Below are 16,792 nucleotides of genomic sequence, written 5' to 3'. Positions count from 1 at the left end.
GACAGGTGACAGAAGCGATCCTCCTGGTCGGCGGCAAAGGCACCCGGCTGCGCCCGCTCACGGTGCACACCCCCAAGCCGATGGTTCCGGCGGCCGGGGTCCCCTTCCTCACACACCAGCTGGCGCGGGCGAGAGCGGCCGGTGTCGACCACATCGTCCTGGCCACGTCCTATCTGGCCGAGGTGTTCGAGCCGTACTTCGGCGACGGTTCCGCGCTGGGTCTCCACATCGAATACGTCACGGAGGTCGAGCCGCTCGGCACGGGCGGCGCCATCCGCAACGTCGCCTCGCGCCTCCGCTCGGCCCCCGGCGACCCGGTGCTGATCTTCAACGGCGACATCCTCACCGGCCTGGACATCCCCGCCCTGGTGCGCACGCACGAGACGACCGGCGCGGACGTCTCCCTGCATCTGACGCGGGTGACCGACCCGCGGGCGTACGGCCTGGTCCCCACGGACGCGACGGGACGCGTCACCGCCTTCCTCGAAAAGCCCCAGACGCCCGAGGAGATCGTCACCGACCAGATCAACGCGGGGGCGTACGTCTTCCGCCGCTCGGTCATCGACACGATCCCGGAGGGCCGGCCCGTCTCCGTGGAACGCGAGACGTTCCCCGAGCTCCTGGCCACCGGCGCCCACCTCCAGGGCATGGTGGACTCCACGTACTGGCTCGACCTGGGCACCCCGCAGGCCTTCGTGCGCGGCTCGGCGGACCTCGTCCTCGGCCGCGCCCCCTCCCCGGCCGTCCCCGGCCGCTGCGGCGACCGCCTGGTCCTGCCCACGGCCAGGGTCGCCCCCGACGCCAAACTCACCGGCGGGACGGTGGTCGGCGCCGACGCGTACGTCGGCGAGGGGGCCCGGATCACGGGCAGCACGATCCTGCCGGGCGCCGTCGTCGAGCCCGGCGCGATCGTCACCGACTCCCTCGTCGGAGCCCGCGCCCGCATCGGCGAACGCACCGTCCTCACCGACGCCGTCATCGGCGACGGCGCGGTGGTGGGCCCCGACAACGAACTCCGCCAGGGCGTACGCGTCTGGTGCGACGCCCACATCCCCGCGTCCTCGCTCCGCTTCTCCTCGGACCAGTAGCCCCGGCACCCCGGTGGGCCCGAGCCCGACTCGGCCCCACCGGGGAGATATCAGCCCCTCCGCGGACGGATCAGCCCCTCCGGGGGCATGTCAGCCCCTCCGGCGTTTGAGGAGCGGGGGTCCAGGGGGCAGAGCCCCCAGGCGGGGTACGGGGCGGAGCCCCGGAACAAGGGACGGGTAGGGGCGGAGGGGGCGAGAACCACCCCGAGCCCGGCAACGGCGAGCGACAACGGCGGGCGACAACGGGCGAGCGACAACGGGCGAGCGACAACGGGCGAGCCGAGCCCCAGCCGGACGCGCGCGCCCACCCACCCGCGCCCCCGCGCGAACTAGAGCCGCCCGATGTCCCACTTGGGCATCTTCGGCACGCGCCGCGCCGGCACCCGCCCCGACAACAAGATGAACCGAGCGGCCCGATGCCGCTGCCCCGCATACGGTTCGAGCAGCGACAGCATCACGGCATCGTCCGCATCCCGGTCCCCGGCCAGCGCGTACCCCACGATGCCCGGAAGATGAAGATCCCCGACGGTCACGGAGTCCGCCGCGCCATGACTGCGCTGCACGACCTCCGCGGACGTCCACGGCCCGATCCCGGACACCAGCTCCAGCCGCTCCTGCGCCCGCACCGGCTCGAAGGACACCGCCTCCTCCAGCCGCGCCGCGACCCGCACGGCCCGCAGGATCGTCGAGGCCCTCTTGTTGTCCACCCCGGCGCGATGCCATTCCCAGGAGGGGATCAACGCCCAGGTCCGCGGCGCGGGCATGACGTACATCCGGTCCGGCGCGGGCCCCGGCGCCGGCTCCCCGTACTTCCGTACGAGCAGGCGCCAGGCCCGGTACGCCTCGTCGGTGGTGACCTTCTGTTCGAGCACGGACGGGATCAGCGACTCCATCACGAGCCCGGTGCGCGTCAGCCGCAGTCCCGGCCGCCGGTGGCGGGTGTGGGCGAGCAGCCGGTGGCGCGGTTCGAACGCGTCGGGGTCGTCGGAGGCGCCGAGCAGGTCGGGGAGCCGGTCGAGCAGCCATTCGGCCCCCGGCCCCCACGCCTCGCCCCGCGCCACCGTGCCGCGCAGGGAGACCCGGAGCGTCCCCGGCCCGGCGGGTGTGCGGGTGGCCCGCCACACGGAGCCGTCGGGCGTCGCCCGGAACGTCGGATCGGCGGGCCCGCGCCGCAGCGGCCCGAGCACGAGCCCGAGGTCGAGCGGTCCGGGCGGCGTCCAGGTCCGGCTGCGCACGGGCCCGGCGGTCTGGCGGGGCATGCCGTGGGGTACGCCGACGTGTCCGCCGCGCACCGTCGTACGCGTCGGCCGAGGAGTGAATCGTCCAGCCACGGATGAGGTCCTAGTCGGGTCCTGTGCGGGGCCCCGGGGGTCACGGGGACGAGGGGCGCCCTATGAGGGTAGGCGCTGGGCGCTGACGGCACCGGCGGTTCCCTGCGGCCGGGGCCGGCCTCAGCGCACCACGACGAACGCGTCCGCCTCCCGCCCCGGCCGGGCCTTCGGCTCCTCCGCCGCGTGCCCGACGGCCACGGCGCCCATGGGGTCCCAGCCTTCCGGCAGCCCCAGCGCCTCCCGTACGACGTCCCGGCAGAACATCGTCGACGACACCCAGGCGGACCCGAGCCGCTCCCCGGCCAGCGCGACCAGGAAGTTCTGCACACCGGCGCCGGTGGCGACCACGAACATCTCGCGCTCGGCCCCGTCGCGGCGCGCGTCGCCGTACGTGTGGGAGCCGTCCATCACGAGGCACGGCACCACGAGGTACGGCGCGTTGCGCAGGACGTCCCCGCGCCGGACCCGCTTGGCGATGGACTCCTCGCTCTTGCCGTCGCGCCGCAGGTCCGCGATCCACGCGTTCCGCATGGCGTCGAGCAGTCGTGTACGGGACTCCTCGGACTCCAGGAGGACGAATCGCCAGGGGGTGGTGTGGTGCGGTGCCGGCGCGGTCACCGCGGCGGCGACGGCGCGCCGGACGGCACCGGGGTCGACGGGTTCGTCGGTGAAGGCCCGCACGGTGCGCCGCTGGGTCACCGCCTCCCGTACCGCCTCCGAGGTGCCCAGCCGGAACATGTCGTCGCGCGCGCCGCGCACCAGCGCGCGCGTGCCCTCGCCGTCGTCCTCGGCGGTCACGTGCGGCAGCCCGCGCAGCACCGCGACGGGCAGCCCGGCGGCCTTGCCCTTGACCAGGTCGCCGGCCGCGGCGAGTTCGTCGGCGGTGGCGACGACGGTCGCGCTGAGCGGATTGCCGTGCGCGTCCGTGCCGCCGCGCAGGTCGTCCAGCACCTGGATGCCCGCGGCGCCGATGGCGACGTCGGTGACCCCGGTGCGCCAGGGCCGTCCGAAGGTGTCGGTGATCACGACGCCGACCCGGACGCCGAGGGCGTCCCGCAGCCCGTCCCGGACGGCCCGCGCCGACGCGTCGGGGTCCTCGGGCAGCAGCAGTACGGTCCCGGCGGGCGTGTTGGACGCGTCGACGCCGGCGGCGGCCATCACGAGGCCCTGCCGGTTCTCGACGATGCGCAGGGCGCCGCGCCGCGCGACGACGCGGACGGTCTCGGCGTCGATGGCGGCCTCGCGGTCGTCGGCGACGACGATCCGCCCCTCCGCCTTGGAGACGATCTTCGAGGTGACGAGGAGTACGTCCCCGTCGACGAGGCCGGGCTCCGCCGCGGCGACGAGCTTCGCGAGGTCGTCGCCCTGACGCACCTCGGGCAGCCCTTCCAACGCCCAGACCCGGTAACCCGCGACGCCGCGCGCGGTGGTGTCCGCCGGGCCCTCGCCCGCCGCGGATGCTTCCTCGGGGGGCAGCTCCGCGGTCATGACGTCCGTACCTCCTCGGCCAGGGCCAGCGCCTCGCGCGCCATCCGTGCCGTCGCGTCGAGGTCGGACATCATCAGCGGCACGGCCCGGCAGCGGATGCCGGCCGACTCCACGCGCTCCACGGCGGACGCGTCGACGGTGTCGACGAGCCAGCCGTCGAGGAGCCCCGAGCCGTAGTGCTCGGCGACCGCCGCGGCCGTGGACTCGACGCCCACCGCGGCCAGCACCTTGTCGGCCATCCCACGAACGGGCGCGTCCCCGACGATGGGGGAGAGGCCGACGACGGGGACCCCCGCGTCGGCGATGGCCTCGCGGATTCCGGGCACGGCGAGGATCGTGCCGATCGAGACGACGGGGTTGGACGGCGGGAAGAGGACGACGTCCGCCTCGGCCAGGGCTTCGAGCACCCCGGGCGCCGGCTTGGCCTGCTCGGCGCCGACCGGCACGATCGCCTCGGCCGGCACGGAGGCCCGCAGCCGCACCCAGTACTCCTGGAAGTGGACGACCTTGCGCTCGCCGGGGCCGGTGGGGTCGTCGTCGGGGAGGGTGACGGCGACATGCGTCTCGACGCGGTCGTCGGACATGGGGATGAGGCGGACGCCCGGCTTCCAGCGGTCGCACAGCGCCTCGGTGACGGCGCTGAGCGGATAGCCCGCGCCCAGCATCTGCGTCCGCACGATGTGCGTCGCGAAGTCGCGGTCGCCGAGTCCGAACCAGTCGGGTCCGACGCCGTACGCCGCGAGCTCCTCCTTCAGGTGGAAGGTCTCCTCGGCGCGACCCCAGCCCTGTTCCTCGTTGATGCCGCCGCCGAGCGTGTACATCACCGTGTCGAGGTCCGGGCAGACCTTCAGCCCGAAGAGGTGGATGTCGTCGCCGGTGTTGCCGATGACCGTGATGTCCGCGTCCGGCACGGCCCGCTGGAGACCACGCAGGAACCGGGCACCACCGATACCGCCTGCCAGAACCACAATGCGCATGGGGTTCAGTCTGGCAGGCGGGTACGACAACGCGTCAGGGCGGTTACGAGACCTCGGCCACGGCGCAGCGGGCGTTGGGGGTCGCGCCGGCCGCACGCTGCTCGGCCCGGGGGCGCATCGGCATCTCGGTGAGGCCCGGGTAGTAGATGTGCAGGCTCACGGCCGGTTCGAGCGAGTCGTTGACGACCTCGTGGACGTAACCGGGGGCGAACACCCGCTGCGCGCCGGACTCCAGCGCGCGCGATCCGCGGTCGGTGCGCTCGGTCAACGCGCCTTCCAGGACGGTCAGTACGCCGGACGAGGGACCGTGGTCGTGCAGTCCGCTGCCCTGCCCGGGCACCCAGGACAGGAGCCACACCTCGTATCCGGGACCGGTGTGCAGCCGGTGGTACCAGCGCGACGTCGCGTCGAACCGGACGAGGTGCTCCCACCGGGAGCGGTCGGCGGCGATGGAGCGGGCGAGCCCGACGAACTCGGCCACCGTGGCGGGGTGCTCGCGCGGCGGCTGGAGGAGGTGGGGTACTTCGAGGATGTCGCCGGCGATCTGCAGGTCGCTGTCGCTGTTCATGGATGCGGTGGTTCCTCGGCGGGAGAGTGCTGGGGTGTCGCTGACCGTGTCCGCCCGGTTCACGGACGGGAGGGATGCCCTGGTGCGGGCGTGCGCCCCGGGAGGGGCGGAGGATTCGCCTCAGTGGCGGCGAGGCAGCCGGAGCGCGGTAGGGCTCAACAGCTGCGACAGCAACAGCTACAGCGAGCGCGGGCAGCACCGTGGGACCCGGCGGTGCGGGTCGAGGTGAGCGCCAAGTTCGCGAGCATGCCCTCAAGGACACCGGTTCACACCTTCACTGTCAACTTGATGTCCAAGATGTGGGAGATGTTTCACCTCATCCGGTTCACCTGGCAGGCGAAAGGTTTGTTCAGGAGTCGCCCGGGACACATGGCGCACAACCGGGCGCACAAACCTCGCTGCGACCCCGTGATCCAAATGTGATCCGGTTCGCTTCGGAGTCCGTGTCGGAACGAGATCGAACTCCCGGTCGTCCTTCCCGGTGAGGGGTGGGGCGTCCGGCCTGGACCCCTTGGGCTGTCAGGGTTTATGCCGATTTGAACACTTTCCGCATAGCCTTGGTTCCGCAGAGTGAATAAGGGGCCCAATAGCAGATCTCGGCTTGACTGGCCCGGATCGGCACACTTGTAATTTCACTCGTGTCGTTCAGCCGAAATCGGTAACGACAGCAGCACGGGGACGCGAAAGACAGACGAGGGGCGCACATGACCGAGCTGGTGCAGCAACTGCTGGTCGACGACGCGGACGAGGAACTCGGCTGGCAGGAGCGCGCGCTGTGCGCCCAGACCGACCCCGAGTCCTTCTTCCCCGAGAAGGGCGGCTCCACCCGCGAGGCCAAGAAGGTCTGCCTCGCCTGTGAGGTCCGCTCCGAGTGCCTCGAATACGCACTCGCCAACGACGAGCGGTTCGGCATCTGGGGCGGTCTGTCCGAGCGGGAGCGGCGCCGCCTGAAGAAGGCGGCCGTCTGAGAGTCCCCCGGAGGCGGACCGCCGGGAGCGGCCCTCCGGGAGAAGCAGTGCACGCGCGCGTGTGCCCCCGACCAAACGGCACACACTCCTACGTAACGAACGGCCCGTCGCCGGTGGGTTATCCACAGGCGGCGGGCCGCTGTGTTGCCCAGCCGTTAGTGTGGGCCCTCGTCCGAGACGTCCCGCTGTCCCCGCCGGACACAGACGTCCACCGCAGTCCATCGAACCGGGGCCCGTACCTCGATGTCCGTGCACAGCCATTCGGCAGCCCATCAAGACGCCGCTGCCACACCTGAGTTCCCGCGCCACGTGGTGACCGCGGTGGTCGTCTCCCACGACGGCGCCCGCTGGCTGCCCAAGGTGCTCGCCGGGCTGCTCGGCCAGGAGCGCCCCGTGCAGAACGCGGTGGCGGCCGACACCGGCAGCGCGGACGACTCCGCCCAACTGCTCACCGAAGCGCTCGGCGCGGACCGGGTGCTGCACCTCGCCCGGCGCACCGGTTTCGGCCAGGCCGTGGAGGAGGCCTCGCGCACCGCCCAGGTCCTCACCCCCGAGGACCTGCCCTATCTGAAGCGCCCCAGCGGCTGGGACCCCGTCACGCGCACCTGGCGCGACGACGCCTACGACCTGCCGGACCTGCCGCACGGCGAGCCCGAGCAGTGGCTGTGGCTGCTGCACGACGACAGCGCCCCCGAGCCGGACGCCCTGGCCCGACTGCTGCGCGTCGTGGAGGACGAGCACGAGCTCGGCAGGGACGTCGCCGTCGTCGGCCCCAAGCTCCGCGGCTGGTACGACCGCCGTCAGCTCCTCGAGGTCGGCGTCACCATCGCCAACTCCGGCCGCCGCTGGACGGGTCTGGACCGCCGCGAGCAGGACCAGGGCCAGCACGACCACGTCCACCCCGTCCTGTCCGTGTCCAGCGCGGGCATGCTGATCCGGCGCGACGTCTTCGAGGAGCTCGGCGGCTTCGACCGCCGACTGCCCCTGATGCGCGACGACGTGGACCTGTGCTGGCGCGCCCAGGCCGCCGGCCACCGCGTCCTCGTCGCGCCGGAAGCGGTCGTACGGCACGCCGAGGCCGCCTCCCGCGAGCGCCGCACCGTCGACTGCGTGGGCCGCACCTCCGCGTCCCCGCACAAGGTCGACAAGGCGGGCGCCGTCTACACCCTCCTGGTCAACGCCCGCACGGCGCAGCTGCCCTGGGTCCTGATCCGGCTGGTCCTCGGCACCCTGCTGCGCACGGTGGCGTATCTCGTCGGCAAGGTCCCCGGACAGGCCGTCGACGAGATCCGCGGCCTGCTGAGCGTCCTGCTGCGCCCGGAGCGGGTCGTCGCGGGCCGCCGCAGGCGCGGCCGCCCACAGGTCGACAAGGGCGAGCTGCGGGCGCTGTTCCCGCCGCCCGGCGCGACCGTTCGGGCCACCGTCGAACAGGTCGCGAGCAATCTGGTGGGCCGCTCCGACGCCGAGGCCACGGCCGGCGCCGGCCGGCACGGCAGCGCGGTCGAGTCCGGACCCGGCGGCGACGACGCCGACTTCCTGGAGATCGAACAGTTCGCCCGCCTCAAGCGCATCGCCCGCAATCCCGGCCCGATGCTCTTCCTGGTGCTGCTGTTCGTCTCGCTGCTGGCCTGCCGTGAACTGCTCGGCGGCGGCGCGCTCTCCGGCGGCGCGCTGCTCCCGGCCCCGGCGGACTCCTCGGAGCTGTGGTCGCGCTATCTCGACGGCTGGCATCCGGTGGGTGCCGGCGGCACCCAGTCCGCACCCCCGTACCTCGCCGTCGTCGCCATGCTGGCGTCGCTGATGCTCGGCTCCACCGGCCTCGCGGTCACCGTCCTGCTGGTGGCGTCCGTGCCGCTGGCCGGCTTCGCCGCGTACTTCGCCTCGCGGCCCCTCGTCGAGTCCCGTCTGCTGCGTGCCTGGGCGTCCGTCGCCTACGCCTTCCTGCCCGCCGCCACCGGCGCGCTCGCGGGCGGGCGCATCGGCACCGCCGTCCTCTCGATCCTGCTGCCCCTCATCGCCCGCGCGGGCATCGCCGCGAGCGGACTGGCGCACGCCTCGGGAGCCCGCGGCAGCTGGCGCGCCACCTGGGCGTACGCGCTGCTGCTCACCGTCACCACGGCGTTCACGCCGATCGTGTGGCCCGTCGCGCTGGTCCTCGGTCTCGCGCTCCTCGTGGTGCGCCGCGGCGAGATCACCGCCTACGGACTGCGTTTCCTGGCCCAGCTCGGCACCCCGCTGCTGATCCTCGCCCCCTGGTCGCTGACGCTGCTCCCCTTCGGCTTCTTCGACCAGGCCGGCCTCTCGTACGGCGACAGCGCGGCCTCCGCGCTCGACCTGCTCGGCGCCAGCCCGGGCGGTCCTGGGACCGTCAGCGGGCTGATGCTCTTCGGCATCGTGCTGGCCGCGCTGGGCGCCCTGATGCGCACGGAGCGTCAGGCGGGCATCTGGACGGCCTGGGCCGTGGCCCTGGTGGCCCTCGTCTTCGCCGTCCTGTCGAACGGCTCCACCTGGGCGGGTCCCGCGACCCTGGTCTACGGCCTCGCGCTGCTGGCCGCCGCCGTGCTCGGCGCCGACGGGGCACGCGCGCGCGTGGCCGAGCAGAGCTTCGGCTGGCGTCAGCCGGTCGCCGCGCTCATTGCCTTCGCCTGCGCGGCCGGACCCCTGCTCGTCGCCGCGGGCTGGATGATCCGGGGCGCCGACGGCCCCCTGGAGCGCCGCGACCCGGTGCAGGTCCCCGCGTTCGTCGCCGAGGAGAGCGGTACCCGCGACCAGGCCCGCACCCTCGTCCTCGACAGCCGGTCCGCCGCCGACGTCGGCTACATGCTCGTCCGCGGCTCCGGCGCCCGCCTCGGCGACGCCGAACTCGCGCAGGCGGGCGGCGACAACAAGAGGCTCGACAAGGTCGTCGCGAACCTCGTGGCGGGCTCCGGCGCCGACCAGGCCGACGAGCTCGGCGGTTTCGCCGTGCGCTACGTCCTCGTCCGCAAGGGCGCGCCCCGCGAGGTGAGCCGCGTCCTGGACGCCACCCCCGGCCTGACCCGGCTCAGCCAGCAGGACGGCAGCGCCCTGTGGCGGGTGGACCAGCAGGTCTCGCGCGCGGCGATCGTCCCCGAGTCCGGCGACTCGCTGTCCATCGCGGCCGGACCCGTCGAGGTGCACACCACGATCCCCGCCGGCCCCGACGGCCGCGTACTGCGTCTCGCCGACTCGGCCGACGAGGGCTGGGTGGCGACCCTGGACGGCAGGCCGCTCACCCGCACCACGGTCGACGGCTGGGCCCAGGGCTTCCAACTGCCCACGAACGGCGGCCGGTTGGACATCACCTTCGACGCGCCGATCGGCCACACCGCCTGGCTGTGGGCGCAGGGCGCGCTCGCCGTCGTCCTCGTGGTGCTCGCCCTGCCCGGCCGGCGCCGCGACGTCGACGACGACCTTCCCGAGGAGCAGCCGGTCCCGGCCCAGGACACCACGGGCGACGGCCGCCGCGCCCGGCGGCTGCGCGCCCAGGCCGAGGCCGAGCAGGCCGCCCAGGACTCCGACGCCCCCGCGCCCGGGGACGAGGAGGCGCCGGCCGCCCCCGCCGCCGTCCCGCAGCAGCACGCGTACGGCGAATGGGACACACCGAGCTACGCGGGCGCCGAGTACGGCACCTACGGCGGCGAGCAGTACGAAGGCGGACAGCAGTACACGGCAGGCGGCTACGACCAGACGTACCAGGCCGACCCCTACCAGGGCGGCCAGTACGACCCGTACGCCTACGGGGGCACGGCGTCGTACGACCAGACGTACGCCCAGGGCTACGACGGGGCGGGCCAGGGCTACGACCCGGCCTACGACCCGGCGCAGCCCCCGATGCCCCCGCAGCCGCCGCACGGCACCGACAGTGAGCGCCCCGACGGGAGCCAGCAGTGAACCGCACCACCCTGTCCCTGATCGCGGGCGCCGGCGCGCTCGCCGCCGTCACCGGATTCGCCGCGCTCAGTGCTCCGGGCGCGGCCGGCGAGGACACCGCCAAGGCGGCCGCACGGCTGCCCGTGCAGCGCACCAGCCTGCTCTGCCCGCAGCCGAGCACCTCGGACATCGCGGACACGGCGTACACGTCGTTCACGCCGGTCTCGAAGGGCACGAGCGCCGGCGGAAAGGCCGAACTCCAGGTCGCGAGCGAGCAGTCGGCGGACGCGAGCGGCGGCAAGAAGGACGGCAAGAAGGCCGGCAAGCCCGTCGTGCAGCCCAAGGATCCGGGCAAGCCGTCCACCGGCGACAGCTCGGGTGCCGACGCGCCCGCCCTGGTCGGCACGGCCGAGGGCAGGTTCGCGCCGGGCTGGACCGTCCAGGAGACCACAGAGGTCGCCGCGGGCACCGGCCGTGGCCTGCTCGGCACCAACTGCACGGCCCCGGACACCGAGTTCTGGTTCCCGGGGGCCAGCACCGCCGAGGATCGCTCCGACTACGTGCACCTGACCAACCCGGACGACTCCGCCGCGGTCGTCGACATCGAGCTGTACGGCAAGGACGGCACCCTCAAGTCCACGGTGGGCGACGGCATCACGGTCCAGCCGCACTCCAGCGAGCCGATCCTGCTGAACACGCTGACCGACGCCCCGCAGACCAACCTCACCGTGCACGTGAAGGTCCGCAGCGGCCGTGTCGGGGCCGCGGTGCAGGCCCTCGACGACAAGCTCGGCGGCGACTGGCTGGCGGCGTCCACCGACCCCGCGGGCAGCCTGGTCATGCCGGGCATCCCGAAGGACGCCACGTCGGTGCGCCTCGTCGCCTTCGTGCCGGGCGACACCGACGCCGACCTGAAGGTGCGCCTCGCCTCCCCCTCGGGCGCGATCACCCCCGCGGGCAACGAGACGGTGCATGTGAAGGCCGGCATGACCGCGGCGGTCGACCTCGGCGACGTCACCCGCGGCGAGGCGGGCTCGCTGGTGCTCACGCCCACCGACCGGCCGGTGCCGGTCGTCGCCGCCCTGCGGGTCGTGCGTGGCAAGGGCGACCAGCAGGAGACCGCGTTCATTCCCGCCACCGGTCCGGTCTCCGCGCGCGCGAGCGTCGCCGACAACAGCGCCAAGGGCACCACGCTCGCCCTGGCCGCCCCGGGCGGCCAGGCCCAGGTGAAGGTCACCGCGTCCGCGGGCAGCGAGGGCGGCACGGCCGTGTCCAAGACGTTCACGATCAAGGGCGGCACGACACAGAACGTGGCGGCGCCGGTCCCGAGCGGCCTCAAGGGCACGTACGCCCTCACGGTCGAGCGGATCTCCGGAGGCCCCGTCTACGCCTCCCGGATGCTCGCCTCCACCCAGGACGGCGTTCCCGGCTTCACGGTCCAGACCCTCCCGGACGACCGCGGGACGGTGTCGGTGCCGGAGGCGGAGCAGGACCTCTCCGCGCTGCTGAAGCAGTGACCGGCCGGGCCCCTCGGGGGACTCGACCGGTGCGCCCGCCTCGCCGGATCCCTGGGAATCCGGCGTCGGCGTCCTCCCCGCCGGGTCCCCTTCGCGGATCCGGCGGGGAGTGATCAGTCCTCGCCGTACCGCGGGTCCACCGTCTCCGGTGTCAGCCCCAGCAGCTCGGCGACCTGTTCCACGACGACCTCGTGCACCAGGGCGGCGCGCTCGTCGCGCCCCTTGGTGCGGATCTCGACCGGACGGCGGTAGACGACCACGCGCGCTGGGCGGCCCTCACGCGCCGGGATCGTGCCGCCCAGCGGCACCGCCTCGTCGCTCCAGGTCTCGCCCGGCGCCTCCAGCCGGGGCACCTCCAGGACCAGGAAATCGATGTCGGCGAGCTGCGGCCAGCGCCGCTCCAGCCGCTCCACGGAGTCCTGCACCAGGTCCGCGAACACCTCGGCGCGGCTCGCCGCGAGTGGCACCTGCGGTGGCGCCACCGGGCCGCGCATGCCCCTGCCGTGGCGATCACGGCGGCGGGGCCCGGGTGCTGCGGCGCGGGGCGATACGGGGTTGTCCATCACTGACGAAGAGTAATCCCCGCGCGGCCCGCGCGCCCGGCCCCCACGCGGCTGCCCGCCGTTCGGCGGGAGAGCCGGCGGCACGAGGTCCGGCGTTCGTTCCGGATGTCGCCCGATGACCATTCCAGCCAAGCTTGGGCTCGATTCCGTATCCTCCCCGGACCGTCACGCACATCGCAATTGACATGGTTTGCGTCAAGTGGTGACCGGTTTCAGGTCGGTTCGGCCTCGCGGAACGCGTTGTCCGCCCAGGTCAGGGTCGGGCGCCGGAACGGTCGTGTGGGCGGTGTCACAGCACGACACGGTGGGGTGACCTGGGGGAGAGTCGTCGCGGCCCGCTCAAGAGTGCGGTACCGTCCAACGTCGTGAGCCTTGTACGTCGCTGTTCGCGCACCGCTTGCGGCCGTCCCGCCGTAGCGACGCTGACGTACGTCTACGCCGACTCGACCGCGGTCCTCGGCCCGCTCGCCACCTACGCCGAGCCCCACTGCTACGACCTGTGCGCCGAGCACTCCGAGCGCCTCACCGCGCCGCGTGGCTGGGAGGTCGTCCGGCTGGCCGACGCCTCCGGTCCCGCCCGCCCGAGCGGGGACGACCTGGAAGCGCTCGCCAACGCCGTGCGCGAGGCGGCCCGCCCGCAGCAGCGTGCCGCGGAGGCCGGTGGCAGTGCCCGCTCCGCGGACCCGATGGAGGTCGCCCGCCGCGGCCACCTGCGGATCCTGCGCTCGCCCGACAACTGAGCGCCCCGCACCCTTCCGCACACCGATCACTTTGAGCCGTGCACGCCCATTGACGCGAAGTTGTCGCGGACACGACCATTCCGTTTGCCGTGAGAAATCGCTTTCCGCATCACGGAACTCGGGGAGGTGCCCGTGTACGTCCAGCAACTGGAGCCCGTCGCCGACTCGCTCGGCCTGTCCGCCCTCGTCGCCGCTCTGCCCCTCGTCATCGTGCTCGTCCTGCTCGGCGGTGTCCGCACCAAGGCGCACTGGGCCGGCCTCATCGGCCTCCTGGCGGCCTTCCTCGTCGCCTGGCTCGCCTACGGCATGCCCGTCGGCCAGACGCTCTCCAGCGCCGCCCAGGGTGCCGTCTTCGGCCTCTTCCCCATCCTGTGGATCGTCGTCAACGCCCTTTGGGTGTACCGGATGACCGTCCGCACCCGGCACTTCGACATCCTGCGCCGCTCCTTCGGGCGGCTCTCCGACGACCCGCGCATCCAGGCCCTCGTCATCGCCTTCTGCTTCGGAGCACTCCTCGAAGCGCTCGCGGGCTTCGGCGCCCCCGTCGCGATCTGCTCGGTGATGCTGGTCGCGCTCGGCTTCGACCCGGTGCGCGCCGCGGTCGTCTCGCTCGTCGCCAACACCGCCCCCGTCGCCTTCGGCGCCATGGCCACCCCGGTCGTCACGCTCGCCCAGGTCACCGGCCTGCCGCTGGACTCCGTCGCCTCCGTGGTGGGCCGTCAGACCCCGCTGCTGGCCCTGGTCGTGCCCCTCGTGCTCGTCGGCCTGGTCGACGGGCGCCGGGGACTCCGGGAGACCTGGGTGCCCGCCCTGGCGTGCGGAGTCGCCTTCGCCGTCGCGCAGTTCGCCGCCTCCAACTACCTCTCCGCGCAACTCGCCGACATCGGCGCCTCCTTGGCGGGCGCGGCGGCCCTGGTGGCGGTGCCGCAGGCGCGCAGGCCCGCGGCCGAGCCCGTACGGGCCGCGGTGCTGACGGGCGTGCGCAGCGCCGACCTCGACGAGCGCGACCCGCGCCCCGAAGTGGTGCGCGCCTACGCCCCGTACGCGCTGATCGTGGCCATCTTCTCCGTCGCGCAGATCCCCGCCGTCAAGGACTGGCTGGCGGGGGCGACCCAGATGTACGACTGGCCCTTCCTGAACGTCGTCGACCCGGAGGGCAATCCGGTCGGCGGGAACGTCTTCACCTGGCCGATCGTGTCGACCGGCGGCACGCTCGTGCTCCTCGCCGGGCTGTGCACGGCCGTCGTCCTGCGGGTCCACCCGCGCGTGGCGGTCAGGGAATGGGCGGCCACGGTCCACGAGTTGAGGTTCGCGATCCTCACCGTGACGTCCGTCCTCGCCCTCGCCTACGTCATGAACCTCTCCGGACAGGCCGCCACCATCGGGCACTTCGTCGCCGCGGCCGGTGCGGGCCTCGCCTTCCTGTCACCCGTTCTGGGGTGGTTCGGTGTGGCCGTGTCCGGCTCGGACACCTCGGCGAACGCCCTGTTCGGCGCCCTTCAGGTGAGCGCGGCCAGGGAGTCCGGCCTGTCGCCCGAACTGCTCGCGGCCGCCAACAGTTCGGGCGGCGTGCTCGGCAAGATGATCTCACCGCAGAACCTGACCATCGCGTGCGCGGCGGTCGGTCTCGCGGGCCGCGAGGGCGACCTGCTGCGCAAGGTGCTGCCGTGGAGCGTGGGGCTGCTGCTGGTGATGTGCCTCATCGTGGTCGGGCAGAGCTCACCGGTCCTGGAGTGGATGCTCCCCTGAGTCCGGCCGGACGGCGTCCCGGCCCTGGGCGTAGGCCCCGGGCCGGGACGCCGCCCCTCGTGCGCCGTCCGGCCGCCCGCCCCGGGACGCGCCCGGACGCGCGCCCGGCGAACCGGCTCCGGTCGTGGGTCGCCAACCCGGGGGCGCCGGGAACCGGCCTCTTGAAACGAGCGGGTTTCCCCCGGGTGACGGGCACAGGTCCGCAGGTCACCGATGCGCGTCCGCTCGCCGACCGCACAGCGGCAGGCCGGTCCGGACGGGTAGTTTGGGGCGACCGAAGTGGACTTCTGGAGGGTTGGCCGTGACTGCTGATCTGTCGCAGCTCGTGAAGGCGTACGACGTACGCGGGGTGGTCCCGGACCAGTGGGACGAGTCGCTGGCCGAGCTGTTCGGAGCCGCCTTCGTCCAGGTGACCGGAGCGGACGCCGTCGTCATCGGGCACGACATGCGGCCCTCGTCGCCCGGTCTGTCGGGTGCCTTCGCGCGCGGTGCGGCGTCGTGCGGCGCCGACGTGACCGAGATCGGCCTCTGCTCGACCGACCAGCTCTACTACGCCTCGGGCGCGTTCGGTCTGCCGGGCGCCATGTTCACCGCCTCCCACAACCCCGCCCAGTACAACGGCATCAAGATGTGCCGCGCGGGCGCCGCGCCGGTCGGCCAGGACACCGGCCTGGCCGAGATCCGCCAACTCGTCGAGTCCTGGCTCGACTCGGGCGCCCCCGCCCGGGACGCGGCGCCGGGCACGATCACGCGGCGCGACACGTTGGAGGACTACGCGGCGTACCTGCGGTCCCTCGTCGACCTGACCTCCATCCGCCCCCTGAAGGTCGTCGTCGACGCGGGCAACGGCATGGGCGGACACACCGTCCCGACCGTCTTCGCCGGCCTGCCCCTGGACGTCGTCCCCATGTACTTCGAGCTGGACGGCACGTTCCCCAACCACGAGGCGAACCCGCTCGACCCGGCGAACATCGTGGACCTCCAGGCACGCGTCCGGGCGGAGGGCGCCGACCTCGGCATCGCCTTCGACGGCGACGCGGACCGCTGCTTCGTGGTGGACGAGCACGGCGACCCGGTGTCCCCGTCCGCCGTCACCGCCCTGGTCGCCTCCCGCGAACTCGCCAAGCACGGTGGCGGCACGGTGATCCACAACCTCATCACGTCCTGGTCGGTGCCGGAGGTCGTGCGGGAGCAGGGCGGCACCCCCGTCCGCACCCGCGTCGGCCACTCCTTCATCAAGGCCGAGATGGCCCGCAGCGGCGCGATCTTCGGCGGCGAGCACTCCGCGCACTACTACTTCCGCGACTTCTGGAACGCCGACACGGGCATGCTCGCCGCCCTGCACGTCCTCGCCGCGCTCGGCGGCCAGGACGGCCCGCTCTCCCGGCTCGTCGCGGAGTACGACCGGTACGTCGGCTCCGGAGAGATCAACTCCACGGTCGAGGACCAGGCCGCCCGCCTCGCCGCCGTCAAGGCCGCCTACGCGGGCGGCGAGGGCATCCGGCTGGACGAACTCGACGGCCTGACCGTCAGCGCCGACGACTGGTGGTTCAACGTCCGTCCCTCCAACACCGAGCCGCTGCTGCGCCTGAACGCGGAGGCGCGCGACGAGGCGACGATGACGAAGGTGCGCGACGAGGTCCTGGGGATCATCAGGGGCTGACCCGTTCGGCCCGCCTTCCGGCGCGTCGCGTCGGTGCACCGGCCCCAGCCCGTCGCGTCGGTCCACCGGACCCGGCCCGCCGTTTCGTCCCGCCGGCCCGGGCCTCCTCATCGGCCCGGTGGCCCGCCCGCACCTGGCCGGGGAGCCGGACAGGGCCGGGCGGGGCCGGGGAGCACCTGGGCGAGGCCGAGGGACCAGGAGCCGGAGACGCCGAGGGACCAGGAGCCGGAGGCGAGGGGTATCGGGCGG

12 protein-coding genes are annotated in these 16,792 nt (G+C 73.5%); 7 read left to right on the top strand and 5 right to left on the bottom strand.

Annotation, left to right across the window (positions count from 1 at the left end; translation table 11 throughout):
* Nucleotides 1-5 precede the first annotated feature (5 nt).
* Nucleotides 6-1,088 (top strand): mannose-1-phosphate guanylyltransferase, encoded by a 1,083-nt coding sequence (locus tag BKI49_RS14985; protein ID WP_095934776.1) that lies wholly within the window; start codon nucleotides 6-8, stop codon nucleotides 1,086-1,088.
* A gap of 329 nt (nucleotides 1,089-1,417) precedes the next feature.
* On the opposite strand, the gene BKI49_RS14980 is transcribed toward BKI49_RS14985, so the two are convergent.
* From BKI49_RS14980 to BKI49_RS14965, 4 genes are all read right to left on the bottom strand, one after another.
* Nucleotides 1,418-2,419, bottom strand: a complete 1,002-nt coding sequence (locus BKI49_RS14980; protein WP_095934775.1) for a DNA-3-methyladenine glycosylase family protein — start codon at nucleotides 2,417-2,419, stop codon at nucleotides 1,418-1,420.
* A 120-nt stretch (nucleotides 2,420-2,539) separates the two neighbouring features.
* A complete protein-coding gene (locus BKI49_RS14975) occupies nucleotides 2,540-3,907 on the bottom strand; it encodes a coenzyme F420-0:L-glutamate ligase (protein ID WP_095934774.1) in 1,368 nt (455 codons plus the stop codon).
* Nucleotides 3,904-4,884: a 2-phospho-L-lactate transferase gene (gene cofD, locus BKI49_RS14970; protein WP_095934773.1), complete on the bottom strand. Its 981-nt coding sequence runs from the start codon at nucleotides 4,882-4,884 to the stop codon at nucleotides 3,904-3,906. The genes BKI49_RS14975 and cofD overlap by 4 nt, the downstream gene beginning before the upstream one ends.
* A 43-nt stretch (nucleotides 4,885-4,927) precedes the next feature.
* Complete coding sequence (locus BKI49_RS14965; RefSeq protein ID WP_095934772.1) at nucleotides 4,928-5,452, bottom strand: cysteine dioxygenase; 525 nt, start codon at nucleotides 5,450-5,452, stop codon at nucleotides 4,928-4,930.
* A gap of 704 nt (nucleotides 5,453-6,156) precedes the next feature.
* On the opposite strand from BKI49_RS14965, the gene BKI49_RS14955 reads away from it, so the two are divergent.
* From BKI49_RS14955 to BKI49_RS14945, 3 genes are all read left to right on the top strand, one after another.
* On the top strand, nucleotides 6,157-6,420 hold the full coding sequence (locus BKI49_RS14955; RefSeq protein WP_003975777.1) for a WhiB family transcriptional regulator: 264 nt from the start codon (nucleotides 6,157-6,159) through the stop codon (nucleotides 6,418-6,420).
* Nucleotides 6,421-6,663: 243 nt separating this feature from the next.
* A complete protein-coding gene (locus BKI49_RS14950) occupies nucleotides 6,664-10,332 on the top strand; it encodes a glycosyltransferase family 2 protein (protein WP_095934770.1) in 3,669 nt (1,222 codons plus the stop codon).
* Entirely contained in the window at nucleotides 10,329-11,828 is a 1,500-nt protein-coding gene (locus BKI49_RS14945) for a DUF5719 family protein (protein ID WP_095934769.1), read from the top strand. The genes BKI49_RS14950 and BKI49_RS14945 overlap by 4 nt, the downstream gene beginning before the upstream one ends.
* Nucleotides 11,829-11,941: 113 nt before the next feature.
* On the opposite strand, the gene BKI49_RS14940 is transcribed toward BKI49_RS14945, so the two are convergent.
* Nucleotides 11,942-12,391: a metallopeptidase family protein gene (locus BKI49_RS14940; RefSeq protein WP_179332454.1), complete on the bottom strand. Its 450-nt coding sequence runs from the start codon at nucleotides 12,389-12,391 to the stop codon at nucleotides 11,942-11,944.
* Nucleotides 12,392-12,705: 314 nt separating this feature from the next.
* Between BKI49_RS14940 and BKI49_RS14935 the strand changes: the two genes are divergently transcribed.
* From BKI49_RS14935 to BKI49_RS14925, 3 genes are all read left to right on the top strand, one after another.
* Nucleotides 12,706-13,131, top strand: coding sequence for a DUF3499 domain-containing protein (locus BKI49_RS14935; RefSeq protein WP_095934768.1), 426 nt, complete (start codon nucleotides 12,706-12,708; stop codon nucleotides 13,129-13,131).
* Between the two features lie 132 nt (nucleotides 13,132-13,263).
* Nucleotides 13,264-14,880, top strand: a complete 1,617-nt coding sequence (locus BKI49_RS14930) for an L-lactate permease (RefSeq protein WP_095934852.1) — start codon at nucleotides 13,264-13,266, stop codon at nucleotides 14,878-14,880.
* 301 nt (nucleotides 14,881-15,181) lie between these two features.
* Complete coding sequence (locus BKI49_RS14925; protein WP_095934767.1) at nucleotides 15,182-16,543, top strand: phosphomannomutase/phosphoglucomutase; 1,362 nt, start codon at nucleotides 15,182-15,184, stop codon at nucleotides 16,541-16,543.
* Nucleotides 16,544-16,792 lie beyond the last annotated feature (249 nt).

This window comes from Streptomyces sp. Tue6028 (genome assembly GCF_002300165.1).
Classification (GTDB): Bacteria; Actinomycetota; Actinomycetes; order Streptomycetales; family Streptomycetaceae; genus Streptomyces; species Streptomyces siamensis.
The sequence above is the reverse complement of the archived record's forward strand: the minus strand, read 5'-3'. Positions and strand labels throughout refer to the sequence as shown.